Below are 20969 nucleotides of genomic sequence, written 5' to 3'. Positions count from 1 at the left end.
ATGGACGCAACCGTGATGGGATGGCCCCGTGAGCCGTGCCACCGAGGACACCAACCGCCGCATGTTGCGGGCCCGCGACGCGATGGACCGCGCGTACGCGCAGCCGCTGGACGTCCCGGCCCTGGCCCGCATCGCGCACGTGTCCGAGGCGCACTTCACCCGCACCTTCCGGGCCACCTTCGGTGAGACGCCGCATCGCTATCTCCAGCGGCGCCGGGTCGAACGGGCGATGTTCCTGCTCCGTGAGAGCGACCGCAGCGTGACCGACATCTGCTTCGAGGTCGGCTTCGCCAGCCCCGGCACGTTCAGCCGTACCTTCCACGACATCGTCGGCCGATCACCGCGCGCCTATCGCAAGGAGGCGGTGGCCGCCCGGGTGCCGACCTGCTTCACGATGGCCTGGTCCCGCCCGAGCGGCTGACCGCCCGCGCCCGACCGCCCGAGGCGGACCGGGCGCCGGCGTCCTCAGGTGTTCGGCTGGGTGAACCGGATCCGGTTCCCGAACGGGTCACGCAGCCCACAGTCGACCCCGTACGGCCGCTCGGTCGGCTCCTCGGTGAACTCGACGCCCATGGCCAGCAGCGTCTCGTAGGTCTTGCGGCAGTCCGCGGTGATGAAGATGAGCCAGCCGCCCATCGCCCCCTTGGTCACCAACTCCCGCACCTGGTCGGCCGTCTCGGCGGACATCGACGGCGGTCCGGGCTTTTCCAGCAGGATCTCGCGGCCGGCCTCGCCGGGGATGCCGACGGTCAGCCAGCGCATGAAGCCCATGTCGACATCGGCCTTGACCTCCAGGCCGAGCTTGCCCACGTAGAAGTCGAGTGCCTCGTTCTGGTCGAGGACGAAGATCTGTGATTGGAAGATCGAGGTGAACATGGCCCCAACGCTAGTTCGCCGCCCGGTCGAAAACTTATCCAAAACCGCTGAGTCGACCCGTCGCCCCAGGGCCCTCGAACAGCCCTGGAGAGAACATGTTTTCGCTATCCATTGACCTCGTCAAGGAACCTTACCTATCGTTCGGCCGGTGGCCGACCTCGTTCCAAGGCCGAGAGGATGACCGTGTCGACACAGACCGTCAGTACCATCCAGTTCCCCTACAAGCGCACACTCGGGCCGGTCATGGGCCGCTTCTTCTCCGAGTTGACCGCCCGTCGGATCGTCGGCATCCGCTCCGGCGAGCGGGTGATCGTGCCGCCGATGGAGTACGACCCGGAGACCGGGAACGAGCTCGCGCGCGACTTCGTCGAGGTGGGCCCCGCCGGCACCGTCCGGTCCTGGACCTGGGTCGCCGAACCGATCGCATCGCACCCGCTGGACCGCCCGTTCGCCTTCGTCCTGATCCGCCTGGACGGCGCCGACACCGACCTGGTGCACGTGCTCGACGCGGGCGCCGAGGACGCCGTGTACACCGGCATGCGGGTCGCGCCGCGCTGGCGGGACGAGCCCGTGGGCCGGATCGACGACATCGTCTGCTTCGTCCCCGGCGAGCACGCCGAGACCCCGGAGGGCGAGCCCGGCGAGGCGCAGGAGGTGACCACGATGGAGTACTTCTCCACGATCACCTACACCGACGTGCTCTCGCCCACCCTGGTCCGCTACGCGAGCAACCTGCGCGCGGGCAAGCTGACCGGTCAGCGCTGCCCGCAGTGCAACCGGGTGTTCCTGGGCCGGGGCTACTGCTCCGTGGACGCCATCCGACTCGGTCCCGAGCTGGACGAGGACCTGCCCGACCGGGGTGTGGTGTCCAACTACACCATCATCACCCCCACCCCGTACCCCGGGCAGAAGGAGACCGAGCCGTTCGCGCGCGCCTCGGTCGTGCTCGAAGGCGACGAGATGGTGATCGCCCAGCAGCAGATCCTGGACCTCCCCGTGTCCGAGATCCGGGTCGGCATGCGGGTGCAAGCGGAGTGGATGCCCGAGGCCGAACGCGACGCCGCGGAGATCACCAGCAAGGGCTGGGGCACCGTCGCGGGCTTCATCAAGGGCTGGCGGCCCACCGGCGAGCCGGACGAGCCCGCCGAGCACTACATGAACCGGGTGTTCTGATGACGACGCGTCACATGACGGCAGGTCAAAAATGACGACACGTCAAAAGGCGGGCGAGACAAGGGAGACGGCAGTGCGGCAGGACAGCGACATCGCGATCGTCGCGACCGCGCAGCTCCCGGCGGTACGCCGGCAGGAGCTCACCGAGACCGAGATGTTGCTCATCGTCGTCGACGAGGCGCTGGGCAAGGTCGGGTTGCGGCGCTCCGACATCGGCTTCAGCTGCCAGGGGTCGTGCGACTACATCTCCGGCGGCACGTTCTCGTTCGTGCCGAACCTGGACGCGATGGGCGCCTGGCCGCCGATCCACGAATCGCACGTCGAGATGGACGGCGCGTGGGCGATGTACGAGGCGTGGGTGCGGCTGCGGCACGGCGACATCGACATCGCGGTGGCGATGGGCTCGGGCAAGTCCTCCACCGGCGACCCGGCCGCGATCTATCCGCTCGAACTCGACCCGTACTACCTCGCGCCGCTCGGCCTGGACCCGGTCTCGCTGGCCGCGCTCCAGGCCCGGCAGCTGATCGAGTCCGGCAAGAGCACCGAACGCGAACTCGCCGAGATCGCCGCGCGCTCGCGCCGGGACGCGGCCGGCAACCCGAACCAGCAGGTACGCACCGCCGAGCAGGACGTGGACAAGCTGCTCGCCGAGGGCTACCTGCGCAATCCGCTGCGCAGGAGCGATCTGCCGCCGATCTCGGACGGCGCCTGCGCGGTGGTCCTGGTGCGCGGCCCGCGGGCCGCCGAACTGACCGAGCGCCCGGCCTGGATCACCGGGATCGACCACCGCAGCGAGGTGCACAACCCGGCCCTGCGCGACCTGACCGACTCCGCCTCCACCCGGCTCGCCGCGGCGCGCGCCGGCGGCGTGGCCGGCGTCGAAGTGGCCGAACTGATGGCGCCGTTCACCGCGCAGGAGGTGATCCTGCGGCAGTCGCTCGGCCTGGCCGACGACGTCCTGATCAACCCCTCCGGCGGCGCGCTCACCGGCAACCCGCTGATGGCCACCGGCCTGGTCCGGATCGCCGACGCGGCCGAGGCGATCCTCGTCGACGGACGCTCGCGCACGCTCGGGCACGCCACCTCGGGCCCGGCACTCCAGCAGAACCTCGTCTGTGTCCTGGAAGGTGACAACCGATGACCCATGAGCGCGTTGCCGTCGTCGGCATCGGCCAGACCAAGCACAAGAAGCGGCGCGACGACCTGTCGATCGCCGGGCTCGTCCGCGAGGCCGCCCAGCGCGCGCTCGACGACGCACGGATGACGTGGAGCGACATCGACGCGGTGGTGATCGGGAAGGCCCCCGACATCTTCGAGGGCGTGATGAAGCCCGAGCTCTACCTCTCGGACGCGCTCGGCGGCGCCGGCAAGCCGGTGTTCCGGGTACACACCGCCGGCAGCGTGGGCGGATCCACCGCGATCGTGGCCTCCCACCTGATCAGCAGCCGCGTCCACAAGCGGGTACTGGCGGTGGCGTGGGAGAAGCAGTCCGAGGGGAACGCGCAATTCGGCCTGGGCGGCGGCAAGTCCGGCTCGATCGGCGCGGGCGGCGCGTTCGCGCCGTGGATTCGCGCCTACATCCGCAAGTCCGGCGCGCCCGAGCACATCGGCTGGCAGGTGGCGGTCAAGGACCGGCAGAACGCGCTGCGCAACGAGTACGCGCATCTCCAGCTCAAGGACATCTCGATCGACAAGGTCCGCGAGTCGCCGATGATGTGGGACCCGCTGCACTTCCTGGAGTCGTGCCCGTCCTCCGACGGCGCCGGCGCGATCGTGCTCACCGACGAGGCGGGCGGCGACGCGGCGGCGGCCGACGGGCGGGCGCCGGCCTGGGTCCTGGGCACCTCGATGCGCTCCGAGCCGTCGTCCTTCAACGGCCGCGACCCGATCCGCCCGCAGGCCGGCGTCGACTGCGCGTGGGACGTGTACCGCCAGGCCGGCATCACCGACCCGCGCCGGCAGATCGACGTGGCCGAGTTGTACGTGCCGTTCTCCTGGTACGAGCCGATGTGGCTGGAGGGCCACGACATCGCGCCGGTGGGCGAGGGCTGGAAGATGGTCGACCGGGGCGAGACCGCCTTCGACGGCGACTTCCCGGTCAACCCGTCCGGCGGCGTGTTGTCCTCGAACCCGATCGGCGCCTCCGGCATGCTCCGCTTCCTGGAGGCGGCGCTCCAGGTCCGGGGCACGGCCGGCGAGCACCAGGTGGACGGCGCGAAGGTCGCCCTCGCCCAGGCGTACGGCGCGGCGGCGCAGTACTTCGCGATGTGGGCGGTCGGCACGGACAAGCCGTAGCGGCGCGGGTGCCGCCCCGGCGCCCCGGTGCAAATGGTAAGGCTCCTTGACCTTGATTTGGTCAAGGAGCCTTCCTATTCTGGGGCCTTCACCCGGTGACCGGAGGTTGTGCCGATGAAGCCCCCCATCTGCGCGAAGCTAGGGATCGAGTTCCCGATCTTCGCGTTCTCCCACTGCCGCGACGTGGTCGCGGCGGTCAGCCGAGCCGGAGGCTTCGGGGTCCTCGGCGCGCTCGCGTTCGACCCCGAGCAGCTGGAGGTCGAGCTGGCCTGGCTCGACGAGCACACCGACGGCAAGCCGTACGGCGTCGACCTGGCGATCCCGATGGCCTACGTCGGCAAGGGCGGCGGCGAGGCGGCGTTGCCCGCCAACCTGGAGAAGCTGATCCCGGAGCAGCACTGGAAGTTCGTCGACGAACTCCTGGAGACGCACCACATCCCGCCGCTGCCCCCGGAGTTGGCGGACCGACCGGTCAAGGCGGCCGGACTGAACGTGGACCTGGAGTCGCGCGCGCAGATCGAGGTCTCGCTGAAGCACCCGCTGGTGAAGATGTTCGTCAACGCGCTCGGCCCGCCGCCGGCCGACATCATCGACGCCTGCCACGCGGCGGGGGTCCTGGTCGGCGCCCTGTGCGGCAGCCCCCGGCACGCGCAGAAGCAGGTCGAGGCGGGCGTGGACGTGGTGGTCGCGCAGGGCACCGAGGCCGGCGGGCACTGCGGCGAGATCTCCACGATGGTGCTCATCCCGCAGGTGGTGGACACGGTCGGCCCCGACATCCCGGTGCTCGCCGCCGGCGGCATCGGCGGCGGCCGGCAGATGGCCGCCGCGCTGGCGCTCGGCGCGCAGGGGGTGTGGACCGGCAGCCTGTGGCTCACCGTCGCCGAGGCGGACACCCACGAGGTCTCGGTACAAAACCTCCTGGAGGCCAAGTCCACCGACACCGTGCGCTCGCGCGCGATGACCGGCAAGCCCGCCCGCCAGCTCAGGAGCGCGTGGACCGAGGCGTGGGAGGACCCGGCCAACCCCGACCCGCTGCCGATGCCGCTCCAGGGCATCATCTTCAACGCGGCGTCCCGGCGGTTCACCCGGACGAAGAACAAGGAACTCAACGGCTGGCCGGTCGGCCAGGTGGTCGGCATGCTCGACCGGGTCCGGCCGACCCAGGAGGTCGTGATGTCGCTGGTCGAGGAGTGGATCGAGACCACGGAGCGGCTGAACGCGTTCCTGGCCGACGACTGAGCCGGACCGCTCCGGCCGAGACCGGCCGGGCCGGGCGCGCGGGAGGACTCGCGTGCACGGCCCGGCGGTCGGCGGGTCACGGGAGTGAGTGACACCGGTCCCGCGCCTATGAATACCGCGAACTGTCCCGGTATTTCAGCAATCTATGCGTTTTGCGGGCATCAACGGTGCATGTCCGGTAAGGTGCGCGGGTTGCGCCGGGGGCGAGCCCCCGCCGCTACGGCGCCACCGAATCCCACCCCGTGAACCCCGACGGGTCGTGCCGCCCGAACGTGCCGTGCTCGAAGATGCCCAGACCCTCCGCGATCAGGGCGCCGTCCGGACCGAGCAGCCGAGCGGTGGCCACATGGTCGATCACACCGAACGGGATGCGCTTGGCCACCCCGGGGTCCTTCTGCTCGTACACCGCGCCGTCGAGGTAGTCCTCGCCCTTCCACTGCCCGTGCCCCCAGTCGGGGTCGCCGCCGTAGCCCGCGCCGACGTTGAGCGCGATGTACCCGTGGTTTTCCAGGCGCAGCGTGAGCGCGTTGCGTTTGCGGTCGGTCAGGTGGATGTCGGCGCCCTCGGGGTGCCGGGTGCCGGGCGTGTACCGCACGTCGAACTCGGGCCAGCCCAACTGCTCGGGAGCCTTCCCGGAGGCGATCGGGTACATCCGGATGGCCTCGGTCAGGAAACGGTGCCCGTCGGCGGACTCCTGCGCGATGATCATCAGCGCCTGGTCGCCCAGGTGCAGCGGGATCCAGTTCCACCAGAACCCGGCGGTCTGCGCGGGCCGTCCGGCCGGCGGCGCCTCGCCCGACGGGCGGATGCCCCACGAGCGGTCGCGCGAGCCGGACCAGGTCCGCGGGGTGACCGTGATCTCCTCGCCGTCCAGGGTCACCGTGCCGGTCCAGTCGCCGATCTGGACGAAGCGCGACGCGTCCAGCATCGGCTTGAAGTCGCTGCGCTGCACGTGTCGAGGTTCCGGCAGCGGCGCGAACGGCGAGGTGAAGGTGAGGTCGATCGTGATGCCCTGCTCCGGCGCGTCGCACACCACGCGCACGCTGGACAGCGGCTCCAACACCTCGATGCGGTACGGGCCGACCTCCTGCCGCATCCGGTCCGGGCCGAGCGCGCCCGACATCCGCACCGCGTGCTGGCGACCGTCCCTGCGGACCACCACGTACGCGTCGATCACGCCCAGGTTCGGGTAGACGCCCAGGCCGGTGGCGATCTGTACGCCGCCCGTGCGGTCGTAGGCGTGCATGATGCAGCGGTCGTAGAAATTCCGGTCGGTCGAGCCGACCTCGCTGTGGAACAGCGGGACCTGGTGGACCGGATATTCGTCCAGGGGCACGGGGATCGGCATCGGGTTCCTCCTGACCACGCGCCGACGGTGCGCCGACGCGTCGGGCTGGTTGAGACGTCGTGCGAGTCTGCGCCAAATCATTGACGCAATCAAGCGTTATCCGGGCCGCCTCGACCGCTCCGGCCCGCCTCGCTCGGCACGAAGCCCGGATCAGCGTCCGCCGCGGAAGTAATCCCGGGGATCGTCTTCGGCGCGCCGCCGATGCGATACCCGTTCGCCGCCGGCATTCCCGGCCGCGAACGGGGTGCCCCGATTGTCTTCCAACCGGGCCAGCCGGGCCCTGAGTTCGGCTTCTTCCCTGATCTCGTCGGCGGACGGCGACAGGGCCACCATGAACAACGTGATCACCGTGAAAAGACTGATGCCGGTGATCAACGGCGCGAGGAATTGTGTCGCCTCCACACCGTGTGCCAACCCGTGCGCACCCTCGGTACGCACACTCATCGCCGACATTCCCGTGTAGTGCATTCCGCCGACCGCCAGGCCCATGATCAACGCGGCGCCCCCGGTCGCCGCGAATCCGCTCACGTGCAGCGCGGCCCACAACGCGGCGGTGGCCGCGACCACCGCGATCACGATCGACAAGGTCACGCGCAGCGTGTCGTAGTGGATCCTGCCGTCCAGGCTCAGCGCGGCCATGCCCATGTAATGCATGCTCGCCACGCCGCCGCCGGTGACCACGCCGCCCAGCACCAAGCCGACCCAGCCCGCGTTGCGTCGACCCGCGATGGCCATGCCGATGCCGACCACGATCACCGCGAGCACCAGCGAGGTGATGGTCTTGGACACGTCGTAGCGGATCGGCGTGCCGCGCACCGAGAAACCGAGCATGCCGATGAAATGCATGACCCAGATTCCGGTACCGCCGATCGAGGCCGCGCCCAGTACCAACCAGCGTGCCCGCACCCAACCGCGCACCGCGCGGGCCCGCGTCGTGCACAACAACCCGAGCGCCGAGCCGAGACACGACATCAGGTAGGCGATGACCGGGGTCAACGCTCCGTACTGGAAATGATCCACGTGACCCACGTCGGCGACCGCTCCGTCAGTTTTTCGAGCCCCTTCGGAAACGGGAAAACTCGTCCTCGAATCGAAGATGATAGGCCGGCTCCGAAGCCGAGCCGCGACCGGGTTTGGGAATTCGCCGAAACGTCACCCGTCGTATCGACAGGTGGAATTCGGATAAAGATCGCGGTACGCCGGCACCGACCCGCCGCGCTTTGCCGCGAGCACCCCGTGCAGGACGGCCCGGCCGAACACGTCCGCCGCCGCGGCGTGCAACAGGGTCAGCGCGGCGGCCTCCTCGTTGACCCCGTACGGCGTGGTCGGGTCGGGCGCGGGCAGCGGGACGCGGGCCGTGGACACCGCGAAGATCGTGTCGCCGTCGTAGAGGGTGTGTACGGGACGGATCGCCCGGGCCAGCCCGTCGTGCGCGACGCCCGCCACCTTCTGCGCCTGGGACCTGGTCAGCGTCGCGTCGGTGGCGACGATCCCGATCGTGGTGTTGAGCGTGGGCGGGGTCTGCGCCGCGGCCGCCGCGCGGGTCAACGCGGCGGCGTGCTCGGCGTGTTCGGGCGGGGTGAGCGGGAACTCGCCGGGTAGGCCGAGGCCGACCGCGTAGGGCAGCCCGCCGATCGGGTCGACCGGCGACCCGGCCGCGTTGACCACCGCGAGCGCGGCGACCGTGACCCCGCCGGGCAGCACCACGCTCGCCGTACCCACCCCGCCGCGCAGGCCGCCGACCATCGCCCCCGTGCCCGCGCCCACGCTGCCCGTCGGCACCGGCGCGTGCTCCGGCTCGGCGTCCGCCGCCGCGATCGCCGCCCGCCCGAGCGCCGCGTCGGGCCGGCGCTGCCAGTCGCCGCCGCGCCCGAGGTCGAACAGCGAGGCCGCGGGCACCACCGGCACCACCTGGTGCGGCTCGGCGCCGACCGGGAACCCCCGCCCGCGCTCGGCCAACCACGCCACCGCCCCGCCCGCCGCGTCGAGCCCGAACGCACTGCCCCCGCTGAGCACGATCGCCTCGATCCGCGGCACCAGGTTGCGCGGATCGAGCGCGTCCAACTCGCGCGTGCCCGGTGCGCCGCCGCGCACGTCCACCCCCGCCACGAAACCGCCGACCGGGCCGAGCAGGACGGTGGTCCCGGTCATCGCGCCGGCGTCGGTGTACGCCGCGTGCCCGACCCGCAGCCCGGCCACGTCGGTGATCGCGTTGCGCGGTCCGGCCTTGAATTCCCCGATGTCGAACATGCAGCCTCCCGAGAACGTCGGACCGTACCGTGGTCCCTGTTCCCCATGCTGCTGCACACCTATCGGCGGGGAGCCGGCGCGAGGAGGTGTCGACGTCGGGTCCGGGTCAGGACTCCCGTTCGGAGTACGCGATCAGGCCGAGCAGAAGGACGTCGATCCCGAACGCGAAACGCTCGTCGCCATCGCCGCTGGTCAACTCGGCGCTCAGCGAGGCCAGCGTGGGGAAACGGGCCGCGGGCAGGGCCGTGAAGTATTCCCGGATCCGCGCGTAGTAGGCGCCGCGCTCGGCGTCGGTCGAGCCGTGCCCGGCCTCCGGCCCGCCCAGTTCGAGGCCGGACATCACGGTGTACATGGACAACACGTCGGCGGCGAACGCGCAGACCCGCTTGGACAGTCCGCCCGCGCGCAGGATGGCCAGCAGCCGCTCCGACGAGTGGAGCGAGTTGGGACCCATCGGCACCGAGCCGATCGTGGCCCGGCCCAGGTCGCGGTGTGCCGCGTAGACGTCGCGGATCGCGAACATCGTCTCGCGCAGTTGCTCGCGCCAGCGCTCGGGATCGGCGACCGGGATGTGCACCTCACCGTTGACCCGGTCCACCACGAGTTCGACGAGTTCCTCCTTGTTGGCGACGTAGGCGTACAGCGACGCCGCCCCCGTCTCGAAGCGCTGGGCCAGCCGGCGCATGCTCAGCGCGTCCATGCCCTCCGCGTCGATGATCTCCAGCGCGGCGGTGACGATCGCCTCCTGCGAGAGCGCCGGTTTGCGCGGGCCCCGAGCCTTGGGCGTCGTGCGCCACGGCGGCAGGGGTACTTCGGGAGCCTCGGACACGGCGCCACCTCCTCGACCAATCCCACGAATCCTGCGACTTTACGAACACTGTACTTGACTCGAACGGTGTTCGCATCTAAAACAGTGTGTTCGAGACAGGAACACTGTTCGGAGCACGAACAGTGTTCGAAAACCGGAGCAGAAGCAGAAGGGGAGACGGGGGAGACGATGGACACCGACGTCACCAACGCCGCGCCGGCCGCGGCCGAGACGGGGAAGCGCACGTCCTACCGATTGCGCTGGATCGGCCTCGCGGTGGTCATGGGCGCCGACATCATGGACCTGCTCGACGCGACGATCGTCAACGTCGCCGGTCCCGGCATCCGAGACGCGCTCGGCGGCAATTCCACCCACCTCCAGTGGTTCTCCGCCGCGTACACGCTCGCGTTCGCGATGTTCCTGATCACCGGCGCCCGACTGGGCGACATCCTGGGCCGGCGGCGGATGTTCCTGATGGGGGTGACCGCGTTTACCGTCACCTCCGCGCTGTGCGGGCTGGCCCAGTCGCCGGAGATGCTGATCGGGGCCCGCGGCCTGCAGGGGTTGGCCGCGGCGATGATGGTGCCGCAGGCGCTCGGCCTGATCCGGGACATGTTCCACGAGAGCGAGGTCGGCGCCGCGTTCGCGGTGTTCGGCCCCTCGATGGGGCTGGCCGCGGTGCTCGGCCCGATCCTGGGCGGCGTGGTCATGGACGCCGACGTGTTCGGCCTCGGCTGGCGCGCGGTGTTCATGGTGAACGTGCCGCTGGGCCTGTTCGCCCTGGTCGCCGGCGCCCGCGTGGTGCCCCGGCCCGAGCCGAGTACGACCACCCGCCGACCCGGCCTGGACCTCGTCGGTGTCGTCCTGGTCACCGCGGCGATGATGCTGCTCGTCTACCCGCTCGTCCAGGGCCGCGAAGAGGGCTGGCCCGCCTGGACGTTCGGCTGCCTGGCGGCCTCGCTGCCGGTGCTCGGGCTGTTCGCCTGGTACGAGGTGCGCACCACCCGTGCGGGTCGCGACGCGCTGGTCGAGGTCAGCCTGTTCGCCAATCGTGCGTTCACCGGCGCCCTGGCGGTCGGCCTGATGATGTTCGCCTCGATGATCGGCCTGATGCTCGTGCTCGGCGTCTATCTTCAGATCGGCCTGGACTGGTCCGCGACGCACGCGGCGCTCGCGCTGATCCCGTGGTCGCTGGGCTCGACCGTCGGCGCGGGCCTGGCGGGGGCCGTGCTCGCCGCGAAATACGGCCGTCGGGTGCTGCACGCCGGCTTGGTGGTCGGCCTGCTCGGCGTGCTCGGGACCGCGGCCACCATCACGATGCACGACGGCCCGGTGAACACCTGGATCCTGCTGCCGGCGACCGCCGTCGCGGGCTTCGGGTTCGGGCTGCTGATGGCGCCGTTCTTCGGGATCGCGCTGGCCGGGGTGGCCGATCACGAGGTCGGCTCGGCCTCCGGCGTGCTCAACGCGGTGCAGCAGCTCGCGGGGGCGCTGGGGGTGGCGCTGTTCGGGACGCTGTTCTTCACCCACGTGGAGGACAACGCGCCCGCCGCACACAGCCTGGACGCGGTGCGCGGGGTGTTCGACGACGCGTTCACGGTCGGCGCCCTCGGCAGCGCCGCCGCCCTGGCCGTGGCGTGGGGGCTGGCATTCCTGATGCCGCGCTTCGAGCGCCCGCCCGGTGCGGAGGGGACGGCCGGGCACTGAGCGTGCGGGCCCGCGTGGGCGAGTACGCGGGAAGGCGCCGGAACGGGATGCTCTCCGTTCCGGCGCCTTCGCGTACGGTGATCGCCCGCCGGGGGCGACTCAGCGGCTGCCGGCGATGCCCGGGCGGGACGAACCCGTCCCGAGCGCGGACGCGCCGTCGCGGGCCAGGACCGAGGCCCGGCTGCGGAAGGCGTCCTCGCGGGCGGCCTGCTCGGGGTGGCGCGCGCGCCAGTACGGGTTGTCGTGCGGCAGATGGCCGCTGACCCGCCCGTACAGGCCGAACGTCATCACCAGCAGACCGACCACGAAGCTGAAGATGATGTTCGGCATCTTGAAGGACAGGTAGTTGATGTCGGATGTGCCGATCAGACCCAGGTTCACGAAGCCGCTGATCACGAACAGCGCGCCGACCACGATGTTCACCGTCGAGGCGGTGTTGCCGCCGATGATCGCGCCGATGATCAGGATCGCGCCGACCACGACCGAGATCAGGCTGAGCGCGCCGTTGGTCGACATGCCCGCGACCTCGCGTCCGGTGGTGGAGAAGAAGCCGACGTTGTGCGTGAAGCCCAGGATGCCGAACACGATCAGCGCGAGGCCCATGAAGCCGCCGCCGTACCGGTAGACCTGCCCGAGTCGATGGTCGACCGGCAGCGCCTCGTCCAAGCCCGTCATGGCCGCCTCCCAACATCCGGTGTGCGTGAAAACTCCTACTTGATCTCTTTTCCCGGATTTGCCGGGAAGTACCGGTTCGAGATCGTCGACACGGGTGCGGGCGCGGCCACGGGCTTGGGCGGGGCCGGTCGGTTACGCGGGCTTGAGAACGACCTGACCGTTCGTGACCACGATCGACTTGGCCGCGAGCGGGCGCGGGGCGGGGCCGCCGAGTACGGCGCCGGTGTTCGCGTCGTAGCTGCTGTTGTGACAGGGGCAGTGGATCTGCCCGCCGGAGACGCTGCCGACCAGGCACTGCTGGTGGGTGCACACGGCGGTGAACGCCTTGAAGTCGCCGGCGGCGGGCTGGGTGACCACCACCTTGGCGTCGTCGTAGACCTTGCCGCCGCCGACCGGTACGTCGCCGACCGGGCCCAGCACCTTGTCGGCGGCCGGGGCCTTGTCCTTGCCGTCGTCGCCGCCGCTGCCGCAGGCCACCAGCGTGGCGCCGCCGGCCGCGACCAGGGCGCCGCAGAGCAGGATCCGCCGAGTGGGTTCGGCACTACTCGTCGACGGGGTGCCCGTCGGGTCGACGGTCGTCGGGTCGGTGCTCGGGTCCGTCGCTCGCATGGGCTGCCTCCGTCGTGGTTCCCGGCACCGGTCGTTCACGCGGCGCCGACGCAACGGAAACGTACGCGAGGGGTTCGTGGTTCGACGGATCGGTGAAGCGAACGGGTTCAATCGGCTCGGGTTGTCCGTACTCCGGCTCCGCGTCCGCCGGCTCGGTGCCTTCCGGCGCCGAGTCCTCCGGTTCCGTGCCGTCGGGCGTCACATCCTCCGATTCCGTGCCTGCCGGCGCCATGTCCTCCGCCTCCGTGCCCTCGGGCGACATCTCCTTCGGCTCCGCGTCCTCCGCCGAGGGTTCCGGCAGCGTGAAGACGATCCGCGTGCCCGCCGTGTACTCGGTGTCCACCGCGATTCGGCCGCCGTGTTGTTCGACGATGCGCTTGGCCATCGCCAGGCCGATCCCGCTGCCCGTGTACGTCTCGCGCGGGTGCAGTCGGCGGAAGGCGGCGAACACTCGTTCCGCCGATTCGGCCGGGATGCCGATCCCGTTGTCGGTGACGGTGATCCGCCATCCTTCCGCGATCGGTTCGGCGTCGACCCGTACCAGCGGGCGCTCGTACGGGCGGGCGAACTTGACCGCGTTGCCGAGCAGATGCCGGATCAGGGTGGCCAGCAACACCGGATCGGCGTCCACCACCGGCAGTTCGGCGTGCGCCAACTCGGCGCCGGTGTCCTCGACCCGATCCGCCATGTCCAACCACGTCTGCCGCACCACCTCGTCCAGGTCCACCGCGACGCTCTCCGCGCGCGAGCGGCCGACCTCGGTCAGGGTGACCATCTCGTCGATGAGCACCTGGAGTCGGCGCGCGTTGTCGATGGTGAAGTCGATGTACTGCCGGCCGCGCCGGTCCAACACGTCCTCGTAGCGCTCCTGGAGCATGCGGCCGAAGGACACGATCCGGCGCAGCGGATCCTGCATGTCGTGTGTCGCGGCGTGGGCGAACTGGTCGAGGTCGGCCTGGGCGAGTCGGGCCCGGCGGTCCTGTTCGTCGAGCCGGGCGCGCAGTTCGTCCCGCTCCCGCGCCGACGCTCGGGCCCGCTCGCGCTCGGCGGCCAACTCCCGGTCCCGCTCGGCGACCACGGCGGTCAGCGTGGCGACGTGCTCGCGTTCCCGGCGGGCCCGGTCCTCCCCGGCGCGGGCCCGGGTGCGCAGGCTCGCCATCGCGCCGGCGATTGCGCCGAACTCCCGGCTGTCGTAGCGCGCGGCCCGGCTCGGCGGCTCGCTCGGATCGGCCAGCCGGGTCAGCGGCCGCTCCACCGTGCGCCGCAGCGCGGCCTCGATCAGCACGGTCAGCCCGACCACGAGCAGCAGGTCGCCGCCGAGCACCAGGAGCAGCCCGCGCGAGCGCGCGTCGCCGTCCAGGGTCAGCCCGACCACCAGCGCCGCGACCGTGGCCAGCATCACCGCCGCGCACGGCACCCAGATCAGCCGCAGCCGGGCGCGGACCGTCCACCACGAGTCGTCGGAACCCGCCATCGGTACCCCGCCCTCTCCGGCCCGCCGTCGCCCCGCCGACACCCCGCCGACAACCCCTGCGGAACAAGGAAAGTGTGGCAGCGCCGGCCCCCTCGGCACGAGGGCATGATCCGGCCGCCCGTCACCGCGGAGCACCGGCCCGAGCCCCGGAGGTTCCTTAAGCCAGTCATAAATCACCCATACCGGGGTGCCGTCGGTGACGAGCCCCGGGATACGGTCGCAGGGCCGGTCGGGCGGTTTGGAGAGACGGCGTCGAGCCGGCGTGCGATAACGGGGGTTTCCTGCGACCGTCGCCCCCCTCCCACCTGTTGGGGCGACGGTCGCAAGAACACTTCGTCACGAGCGTGTGACCGTGCGATCGGCGGTCTGATTCGTCCTCACCCGGGTAGCGATCCACCCGGTAGCGTCCGAGGGCCGAGGCCGAATTTACGCCGAGATTGGTGATCGAGTGTCGCGACGAACCGCGGATTCCGAAGCGACCCGGGGAAGGCGCCGACTGCTGGTCGGCACCGCCTTCTGTGTGGTCGCCGTGCTGGTGGTGGCGGGTCTGGCCTCGATGGGCCGGATCTTTGGGCATCCGAGGTCGCGGGCGGGCGGCGACGCGGCCCGGGGCTATCACCTGCCGGATCCGGCCGAGGGCGATCGCATCGCGGCCAGCCTGCTGGGCGGGGCGCCCGCGGCCCCGTCCGGGACACCCGTGCCGACGATCAGCTCGGAGGCGGTCGAGCCGCTGCCGGTGTCCGAGCCGCTGCGGGCCGGCGCCATCGCGCCGACGCCGGCGATCGGCGCGCTCCTGCACGTGGGCGAGGGCACGGAGCCGGAGCATTTCTGCACGGCGACGGTGGTGCACTCGCCGAACCGCAACCTGGTGATCACCGCCGCGCACTGCGTCTACGGCGAGGCGTTCGCGTCCGACATCGCCTTCGCCCCCGGTTATCACGACGGGCTCATGCCGTACGGGGTGTGGGTCCCGTCCCGGATCGACGTGGACCCGCGCTGGATCTCGGATCGGGATCCGGCCTACGACGTCGCGTTCCTCCAGGTGCGGCGCCCCGGCACCGGCGACCGGATCGAGGATGTCACCGGCGCCGAACAGGTGTCCTTCGACTCCCCGGTCGATCGCGCGGCCCGACTGATCGGCTACCCGGACGGCGAGGAGCAGCCGATCGGCTGCCAGAACACCACCACGGCCCTGTCCGACACCCAGGTGCGCTTCGACTGCGCGGACTTCCCCGACGGCACCAGCGGTGGCCCGATGCTCACCGACATCGACCCCGCGAACGGCCGGGGCACGGTGATCGGTGTCATCGGCGGCTACCAGGAGGGCGGCGACGACCTCACCTCGTACAGCAGCCGCTTCGGCCCCGACATCGCCGCCCTCTACAACCGAGCCGGCACGGCGGACCCCACGCAGACCCCGACGACCTGACGGGCGACGGAGAGGCCGCCGAAGCACCGCGAAATGGGGCGCCGATACCGCCGAATGTCGGCGGGTGTCGGAACGAGCGCACGCGCCCGCACGCGCCGTGCGCGCAATTGCGTGCGCCGGGGCGGATGTTTACGCGACGCGCCTCGGGCTCTCCCGGGGCGCGCTCTCCCGGGAAAGCGGCGACACCATCGGGACTGTAGTCAGTCCACCGTCAGTTGGGCGTCAGCGCTCTCCGCCAATGTGGTTGGCATGACGTCGCTCTCGGCGGTTTCCGGCTGCCTTCCCGACACTATGTCGATTGCCTTTTTTCGGAAGGAACTTCAGCCGACGGTTGTCCGGCCGAGGCGGTACCGGCGCTTCGTCTCGCACCACGCTCGCACCTTCGGGCCGCTTGCCGTGGACATGCCACGGTCGCCCTCGCGGTGAGCGCGGACCGCGGCGACATCGGCCGCACGCGCGGCCGGCCGGATGTCGAGGACGAGAACGGTCGGGAACGGGTGGAGGTCTGGCGGATATCGCTCGGCGACGAGGACGACCCGGACCACTGTCCGGCTTCCCTCGAAGATCTCCTCGACGAGGACGAGAAGGCCCGTGCCGGGCGCGGGCTCGTGCCGGGAATGCGGCGCCGTTTCGTGATCGCGCACGCCGCGACCCGGATTGTCGTCGGCGAGCGTCTGGGCCGCCCGCCGGCCGCCCTGCGCTTCACCCGCGGCCGGTGGGGAAAGCCGGTGGTCGAGGGGGCGGGCCTGCACTTCAGCCTGTCGCACTCGGGCGACATCGCCCTGCTCGCCCTGGCCTCGCGACCGGTCGGGGTGGACGTGGAACTGGCCCGCCCGAACCTGGACACCGAGCGGTTGGCTCGGCGCTTCTTCGGTGACGAGGAGCGGGAGTTGGTGGCGCGCGGCGGGAACGGCGCCTTCACTCGGTTGTGGACGAGGAAGGAGGCGTGTGTGAAGGCGGTGGGCGGCAGGCTCACCGAGAGCATGGCGATTCCCGTCGCCCATACCGCGCGGCAGGCCACGGTGTACTCGCGCTCGGGTCCGCTCGCGGGACCGTGGAGAGTTGCCGACCTGCCGCTTCCCGAAGGATATGCGGGGTCCGTCGCGCTGCTCGGTGACGGGCCCTTTTACGTTTCACCGAGGATGTGGTACCCAATGTCGCCGACAGAAACCGACGGCATGCGACACAGGCCGGGTGTCAAGTAGAAGAAACTCCCCTCAAAAAGGCGTAGTCGTACCCGTGGTCGCGTGCCGGAGCGTCGCTAGATTTAAGGGCGCGAGAGCACGATGGTAAAGCACCGGCCGGATTCTTGAGCCAGGACCGTGTTTTGGTGCCGGGTATTCCTTTCGAGGAGGGGGAGGTAATCGTGGAAGGCAGGAACGTGATCACCAAGGCCGCGCGGTGGAGCGCTGTCCACCCCTGGTGGGCACTCGCGCTCTGGCTCGTGGTCGTCCTCGGGGCCTTGGCGGTCGGCGCCGCCACGGGTACCCGGCAGGCCACCAGTTCGGACCTGTCCATAGGCCAGTCCGGCCGGGCGGCCGCCATCGCCAAGAGCGGGGGTCTCCAGGTCCGCGCGGTGGAGAACATCCTGGTCACGCCGTACGTCGGCAAGCTCGATGTGGCCAAGGCCCGGGTCGCGGCCGACGAGACCGTGTCCGGCCTGAAGGGCGACAGGGGCATCGCCTCGATCGGCGAGCCGATCCTCGCCTCGGACGGCTCGGCCCTGCTGGTCCCGGTGACGCTCAACGGAGACCCCGAGACCGCCGACAGCCGGGTGCGACCGCTGCTCGACAGCGTGCAGAAGACCCAGGACGCGCACTCCGACGTACATGTGGAGCTCGTCGGCGAGGGTTCCATCCGGGCCGGGCTCAACGACCTGCTGGACGACGGCCGCCGGCGGGCGACCGTGCTGAGCCTGCCGGTGACGTTACTCGTCATGGTCTTCGTCTTCGGCGCGATGGTCGCCGCGAGCGTCCCCGTCGTCCTGGGCCTGTCCTCCGTGCTGACCGGACTCGGCCTGTGGGGAGTGGCCTCCCAGTTCGTGCCGGATCCGGGCCCGGTGACCCACATCATCGTCCTGGTGGGCATGGCCATCGGCGTCGACTACTCGCTCTTCTACCTCAAGCGGCAGCGCGAGGAACGCGCGCTCGGCGCCAACGAGGTCGATGCCATCGAGGTCGCCGCGGCCACGTCCGGCCACGCCGTGCTGGTCTCCGGCCTGGTGGTGATGGTCTCCATGTGCGCGCTCTACTTCGCCGGGCACATCGCCTTCCAGGCGATGGCCACGGGCGCGATTTTGGTCGTCGCCATCGCGATGGGCGCCTCGCTGACCGTCCTGCCGGCCATGCTGTCCAAGTTCGGCCGCTACCTGGACAAGCCGCGCGTGCCCCTGGTGTGGCGGCTCACGCAGAACGGCGGCGTCAAGCCTCGCCTGTGGTCGGCGATGCTCAAGCCGTCCTTGCGCCACCCGGTTCTCGCGCTCGTGCTCTCCGTCGGCGTGCTCCTCCTCCTCGCGCTGCCCGCCCTCGGTCTGCGGCTCAAGGCCACCGGTATCGACGACCTGCCCAAGTCGATCCCCGCGATGCAGGCCAACGAGCGCCTGACGAAGTCGTTCCCCAGCCCGGCGGACACGCACATGATCGCCGTGAAGGTCTCCGCCGACCGGGCCGCGGAGCTGCGCACGGGGGTGGCCGCGCTGGTCGACCGCACGCGGCACGACGACCTCTTCGTACAGACTCCGCAGCCCCTGGTACGGACGTCGGCGGACGGCACGGTCAGCACCATCGCCGTCGGCACCCGCTTCAAGAGCAGCTCCGGCAAGGCGCGCGAGTCGCTGAGGAAGTTGCGCGAAGACATCGCCCCGAACACCCTCGGCGGCGTCGAGGGCGCCGAGTTCGCGGTCGGCGGCAGCGATGTGGCGTACGACGTGGACTACCGGGCGAACGTCGTCGCCAAGATGCCCTGGGTACTGGGGGCGGCGCTGGCCATGACCTTTCTGGTCATGGCCATCGCCTTCCGATCCCTGGTGCTCGCGCTGATCACGGTGGTCCTCAACGTCCTGTCCGCGGTGGCGTCTTTCGGTCTGCTTGCGCTGATCTTCCAGGGGACCTGGGCGGAAGGCATCCTGCGCTTCCAGTCCACGGGTCGGGTGGTGGCATGGCTGCCACTGATGCTTTTCGTGATCCTGCTCGGTCTGTCGATGGATTACCACGTCTTCGTCGTCAGCCGGATCAGAGAGGCCGCACGCGGTGGGCTCGGCATTCGGGACGCCGTCGAACAGGGCATCACCCGGACGGCGGGCGTCGTGACGGGCGCCGCGATGGTGATGGTCTCCGTGTTCGCCCTGCTCGCGTCGCTGAACTTCATCGAGTTCAAGCAGTTGGGCGTGGGTATGGCGGGTGCGGTGCTGCTCGACGCCACGCTCATCCGCATCGTCGCGCTGCCGGCCGTGGTCATGCTGGTCGGTTGGAAAACCTGGTGGCCCTCGCGGCTCGCCTATCAGCACGGTTCCCGGGGGCCGCGGATGCCGGCCGTGGTCGCGGAGGGAACGTCGGTTCCCTGACCGCTCTTCGCGCGTCGGGCTCCGGGTGGCCGGGGGATGGGCTTCGGCCCACCCCCGGCCACCTTTTTCGTGCGTTCCGCGCGCGGAAATTTCGCCGGCTCACGTTGAACCACCGAGCCGGGGGTTCCGTAAACCGTGTGGGGATTCCGATGGGAAACATAGAATCGCATGCGTGTTCGGCGGCGCATGATCAACTGCCTCGTGGCGGAGGTCTGCGCCTTCCGACGTGCGCACAACCGGGAAGCGGGGCGATCACGGGGGTGACTCATGCACAGCGACAGCGGCCCTGCTTCGGTGCGCTGGCAGACCGAACTTGCCCGAGTCGGGGCGCTCTCCGGGCGCGAGAAACAGGTTTTCGCGCTCCTCGGGGCCGGGCATTCCAACCGCGGCATTGCCACCCGACTCGACGTCACGGAACGAACCGTAAAGGCTCATGTGGCAAACATCCTGGTCAAGCTACAAGTGGAATCCCGCCTTCAGGCGGGCCTGGTTGCGCAAGTCTACGAAAGCATGTACGAAGGTACAGTATCGGAGCCGTCAAGCGTATCCGATAATTGACCATCGTGAATACCACCTGGATTCTTACCCTCCTTCGGGTCGCCCGGAACGAGTCGACCGTTGTTCCATGTGGCAGGCCCGGCGTTGCAAGCGAACAACTTGTGACTGGAATTCAACGGTAGACGGGGGATTTTGGTGTACATCTCCATATTGGGTCCGCTGCTGTTAGGAGACGGTCAGAAAACCGTCGGTATACGCGCGAAGAAGAACCGGGTGATGCTCACCATGCTGGCGCTCAACATCGGTCAGGTGGTCACCTTCGACGAGCTGATCGACGAGCTGTGGGGTGAGGCTCCGCTCAAGAACACGCGCAACGCGTTACAGGCGAACGTCAAGCGGGTGCGCAGGTCACTGGCCGAGTTAGGGCTCGGCGGGCCCGGCCACGAGCTGATTCGTACGGTGGACAACGGCTACACGCTGAACATCCCCGCCGACGCCGTGGACGCGTATCGCTTTTTGCAAACGGCGGGCAAGGGCGCGAGCCTGGTCGTCGACCGGCCGCACGAGGCCATGGATCTGCTGCGCGAGGCGCTCGGCATGTGGCGCGGGCCGGCCCTGCTCGACACGAGTGACGGCCCCTGGTGCCGGGCCGTGGCGCTGCGTCTCGACGAACAGCGCAAGACCGCGCGCGAAGACCTCATCGCGGCCCAGCTCCAGCTCGGCGAGGCGGGGACCGTCGTCGCCGAACTCAAGCAGTTGCTCGCGCAGTACCCCGAACGCGAGCGGTTCAGCGAGCAGTTGATGATCGCCCTGTACCGCTGCGGACGGCAGTCCGAGGCCGTCGACGTCTTCCACCGCACGCGCAAGTGGCTCGACCAGGAGTTGGGGCTCAAGCCGAACAGTCGCCTTCACCACCTCTACCAGGCGATCCTGATGCAGGACCCTTCGTTGTGAGCGCCGAGACGGCGACTCGTCACTGATACCGGCAGCTCCCCGCGGAGCTGCCGTCGTGCGTTCAGGCCCGGT

General features: G+C 70.2%; 19 protein-coding genes. 11 read left to right on the top strand and 8 right to left on the bottom strand.

What is annotated here, in order from left to right; genetic code table 11:
• Nucleotides 1–28: 28 nt before the first annotated feature.
• A complete protein-coding gene (locus ACWGR4_RS37460) occupies nt 29–421 on the top strand; it encodes a helix-turn-helix domain-containing protein (RefSeq protein WP_380009036.1) in 393 nt (130 codons plus the stop codon).
• A gap of 44 nt (nt 422–465) precedes the next feature.
• Here ACWGR4_RS37460 and ACWGR4_RS37455 read toward each other — a convergent pair whose 3' ends face one another.
• The gene (locus ACWGR4_RS37455) at nt 466–876 is read right to left on the bottom strand and encodes a VOC family protein (protein ID WP_380009039.1); all 411 of its coding nucleotides are present in this window, start codon (nt 874–876) and stop codon (nt 466–468) included.
• A 177-nt stretch (nt 877–1053) separates the two neighbouring features.
• Here ACWGR4_RS37455 and ACWGR4_RS37450 point away from each other — a divergent pair, with 177 nt between their 5' ends.
• The 4 genes from ACWGR4_RS37450 to ACWGR4_RS37435 all read left to right on the top strand — a co-directional run bounded on the left by ACWGR4_RS37450 (nt 1054) and on the right by ACWGR4_RS37435 (nt 5583).
• Nucleotides 1054–2049 carry a Zn-ribbon domain-containing OB-fold protein gene (locus ACWGR4_RS37450; protein ID WP_452128595.1) on the top strand — a complete coding sequence of 332 codons (996 nt, stop codon included), beginning with the start codon at nt 1054–1056 and terminating at the stop codon, nt 2047–2049.
• A gap of 73 nt (nt 2050–2122) precedes the next feature.
• On the top strand, nt 2123–3190 hold the full coding sequence (locus tag ACWGR4_RS37445) for a lipid-transfer protein (RefSeq protein WP_395799050.1): 1068 nt from the start codon (nt 2123–2125) through the stop codon (nt 3188–3190).
• Nucleotides 3187–4344 (top strand): thiolase domain-containing protein, encoded by a 1158-nt coding sequence (locus tag ACWGR4_RS37440; protein WP_380009048.1) that lies wholly within the window; start codon nt 3187–3189, stop codon nt 4342–4344. Before ACWGR4_RS37445 ends, ACWGR4_RS37440 begins: the two co-directional genes overlap by 4 nt.
• Nucleotides 4345–4458: 114 nt before the next feature.
• On the top strand, nt 4459–5583 hold the full coding sequence (locus ACWGR4_RS37435) for an NAD(P)H-dependent flavin oxidoreductase (protein WP_452128596.1): 1125 nt from the start codon (nt 4459–4461) through the stop codon (nt 5581–5583).
• Between the two features lie 217 nt (nt 5584–5800).
• Here ACWGR4_RS37435 and ACWGR4_RS37430 read toward each other — a convergent pair whose 3' ends face one another.
• From ACWGR4_RS37430 to ACWGR4_RS37415, 4 genes are all read right to left on the bottom strand, one after another.
• Entirely contained in the window at nt 5801–6931 is a 1131-nt protein-coding gene (locus ACWGR4_RS37430) for a hypothetical protein (protein WP_380009054.1), read from the bottom strand.
• A gap of 150 nt (nt 6932–7081) precedes the next feature.
• Nucleotides 7082–7951, bottom strand: a complete 870-nt coding sequence (locus ACWGR4_RS37425; protein ID WP_380009057.1) for an MHYT domain-containing protein — start codon at nt 7949–7951, stop codon at nt 7082–7084.
• 132 nt (nt 7952–8083) lie between these two features.
• Complete coding sequence (locus ACWGR4_RS37420) at nt 8084–9181, bottom strand: P1 family peptidase (RefSeq protein WP_452128597.1); 1098 nt, start codon at nt 9179–9181, stop codon at nt 8084–8086.
• Nucleotides 9182–9287: 106 nt separating this feature from the next.
• The gene (locus ACWGR4_RS37415; protein ID WP_380009063.1) at nt 9288–10010 is read right to left on the bottom strand and encodes a TetR/AcrR family transcriptional regulator; all 723 of its coding nucleotides are present in this window, start codon (nt 10008–10010) and stop codon (nt 9288–9290) included.
• Nucleotides 10011–10178: 168 nt separating this feature from the next.
• Here ACWGR4_RS37415 and ACWGR4_RS37410 point away from each other — a divergent pair, with 168 nt between their 5' ends.
• Complete coding sequence (locus ACWGR4_RS37410; protein ID WP_452128598.1) at nt 10179–11696, top strand: MFS transporter; 1518 nt, start codon at nt 10179–10181, stop codon at nt 11694–11696.
• 99 nt (nt 11697–11795) lie between these two features.
• Here the strand turns inward: ACWGR4_RS37410 and ACWGR4_RS37405 are convergent, their stop codons facing one another.
• The 3 genes from ACWGR4_RS37405 to ACWGR4_RS37395 form a co-directional block, all read right to left on the bottom strand.
• Nucleotides 11796–12371, bottom strand: a complete 576-nt coding sequence (locus ACWGR4_RS37405) for a DUF4383 domain-containing protein (protein ID WP_380009069.1) — start codon at nt 12369–12371, stop codon at nt 11796–11798.
• Between the two features lie 132 nt (nt 12372–12503).
• On the bottom strand, nt 12504–12980 hold the full coding sequence (locus tag ACWGR4_RS37400; protein ID WP_380009072.1) for a Rieske (2Fe-2S) protein: 477 nt from the start codon (nt 12978–12980) through the stop codon (nt 12504–12506).
• Nucleotides 12913–14454 carry an ATP-binding protein gene (locus ACWGR4_RS37395; RefSeq protein ID WP_452128599.1) on the bottom strand — a complete coding sequence of 514 codons (1542 nt, stop codon included), beginning with the start codon at nt 14452–14454 and terminating at the stop codon, nt 12913–12915. The genes ACWGR4_RS37400 and ACWGR4_RS37395 overlap by 68 nt, the downstream gene beginning before the upstream one ends.
• Nucleotides 14455–14902: 448 nt before the next feature.
• On the opposite strand from ACWGR4_RS37395, the gene ACWGR4_RS37390 reads away from it, so the two are divergent.
• The 5 genes from ACWGR4_RS37390 to ACWGR4_RS37370 all read left to right on the top strand — a co-directional run bounded on the left by ACWGR4_RS37390 (nt 14903) and on the right by ACWGR4_RS37370 (nt 20897).
• Nucleotides 14903–15883 carry a trypsin-like serine peptidase gene (locus ACWGR4_RS37390; RefSeq protein WP_452128600.1) on the top strand — a complete coding sequence of 327 codons (981 nt, stop codon included), beginning with the start codon at nt 14903–14905 and terminating at the stop codon, nt 15881–15883.
• 422 nt (nt 15884–16305) lie between these two features.
• Nucleotides 16306–17088: a 4'-phosphopantetheinyl transferase family protein gene (locus ACWGR4_RS37385; RefSeq protein ID WP_452128601.1), complete on the top strand. Its 783-nt coding sequence runs from the start codon at nt 16306–16308 to the stop codon at nt 17086–17088.
• A 161-nt stretch (nt 17089–17249) separates the two neighbouring features.
• Entirely contained in the window at nt 17250–19445 is a 2196-nt protein-coding gene (locus ACWGR4_RS37380; protein ID WP_452128602.1) for an MMPL family transporter, read from the top strand.
• 267 nt (nt 19446–19712) lie between these two features.
• Entirely contained in the window at nt 19713–20003 is a 291-nt protein-coding gene (locus ACWGR4_RS37375) for a helix-turn-helix domain-containing protein (protein WP_078975919.1), read from the top strand.
• A 135-nt stretch (nt 20004–20138) separates the two neighbouring features.
• Nucleotides 20139–20897 carry an AfsR/SARP family transcriptional regulator gene (locus ACWGR4_RS37370; protein WP_452128603.1) on the top strand — a complete coding sequence of 253 codons (759 nt, stop codon included), beginning with the start codon at nt 20139–20141 and terminating at the stop codon, nt 20895–20897.
• The last annotated feature ends 72 nt before the right edge of the window (nt 20898–20969 follow it).

The sequence above is a fragment of the Embleya sp. NPDC055664 genome (assembly GCF_053618075.1).
The sequence above is the reverse complement of the archived record's forward strand: the minus strand, read 5'-3'. Positions and strand labels throughout refer to the sequence as shown.

Coding starts and splice junctions, on each gene's coding strand:
- ACWGR4_RS37455 (WP_380009039.1), bottom strand. CDS start 876: ATGTTCACCTCGATCTTCCAATCACAGATCTTCGTCCTCGACCAGAAC.
- ACWGR4_RS37450 (WP_452128595.1), top strand. CDS start 1,054: ATGACCGTGTCGACACAGACCGTCAGTACCATCCAGTTCCCCTACAAG.
- ACWGR4_RS37440 (WP_380009048.1), top strand. CDS start 3,187: ATGACCCATGAGCGCGTTGCCGTCGTCGGCATCGGCCAGACCAAGCAC.
- ACWGR4_RS37435 (WP_452128596.1), top strand. CDS start 4,459: ATGAAGCCCCCCATCTGCGCGAAGCTAGGGATCGAGTTCCCGATCTTC.
- ACWGR4_RS37430 (WP_380009054.1), bottom strand. CDS start 6,931: ATGCCGATCCCCGTGCCCCTGGACGAATATCCGGTCCACCAGGTCCCG.
- ACWGR4_RS37420 (WP_452128597.1), bottom strand. CDS start 9,181: ATGTTCGACATCGGGGAATTCAAGGCCGGACCGCGCAACGCGATCACC.
- ACWGR4_RS37410 (WP_452128598.1), top strand. CDS start 10,179: ATGGACACCGACGTCACCAACGCCGCGCCGGCCGCGGCCGAGACGGGG.
- ACWGR4_RS37405 (WP_380009069.1), bottom strand. CDS start 12,371: ATGACGGGCTTGGACGAGGCGCTGCCGGTCGACCATCGACTCGGGCAG.
- ACWGR4_RS37400 (WP_380009072.1), bottom strand. CDS start 12,980: ATGCGAGCGACGGACCCGAGCACCGACCCGACGACCGTCGACCCGACG.
- ACWGR4_RS37395 (WP_452128599.1), bottom strand. CDS start 14,454: ATGGCGGGTTCCGACGACTCGTGGTGGACGGTCCGCGCCCGGCTGCGG.
- ACWGR4_RS37375 (WP_078975919.1), top strand. CDS start 19,713: ATGCACAGCGACAGCGGCCCTGCTTCGGTGCGCTGGCAGACCGAACTT.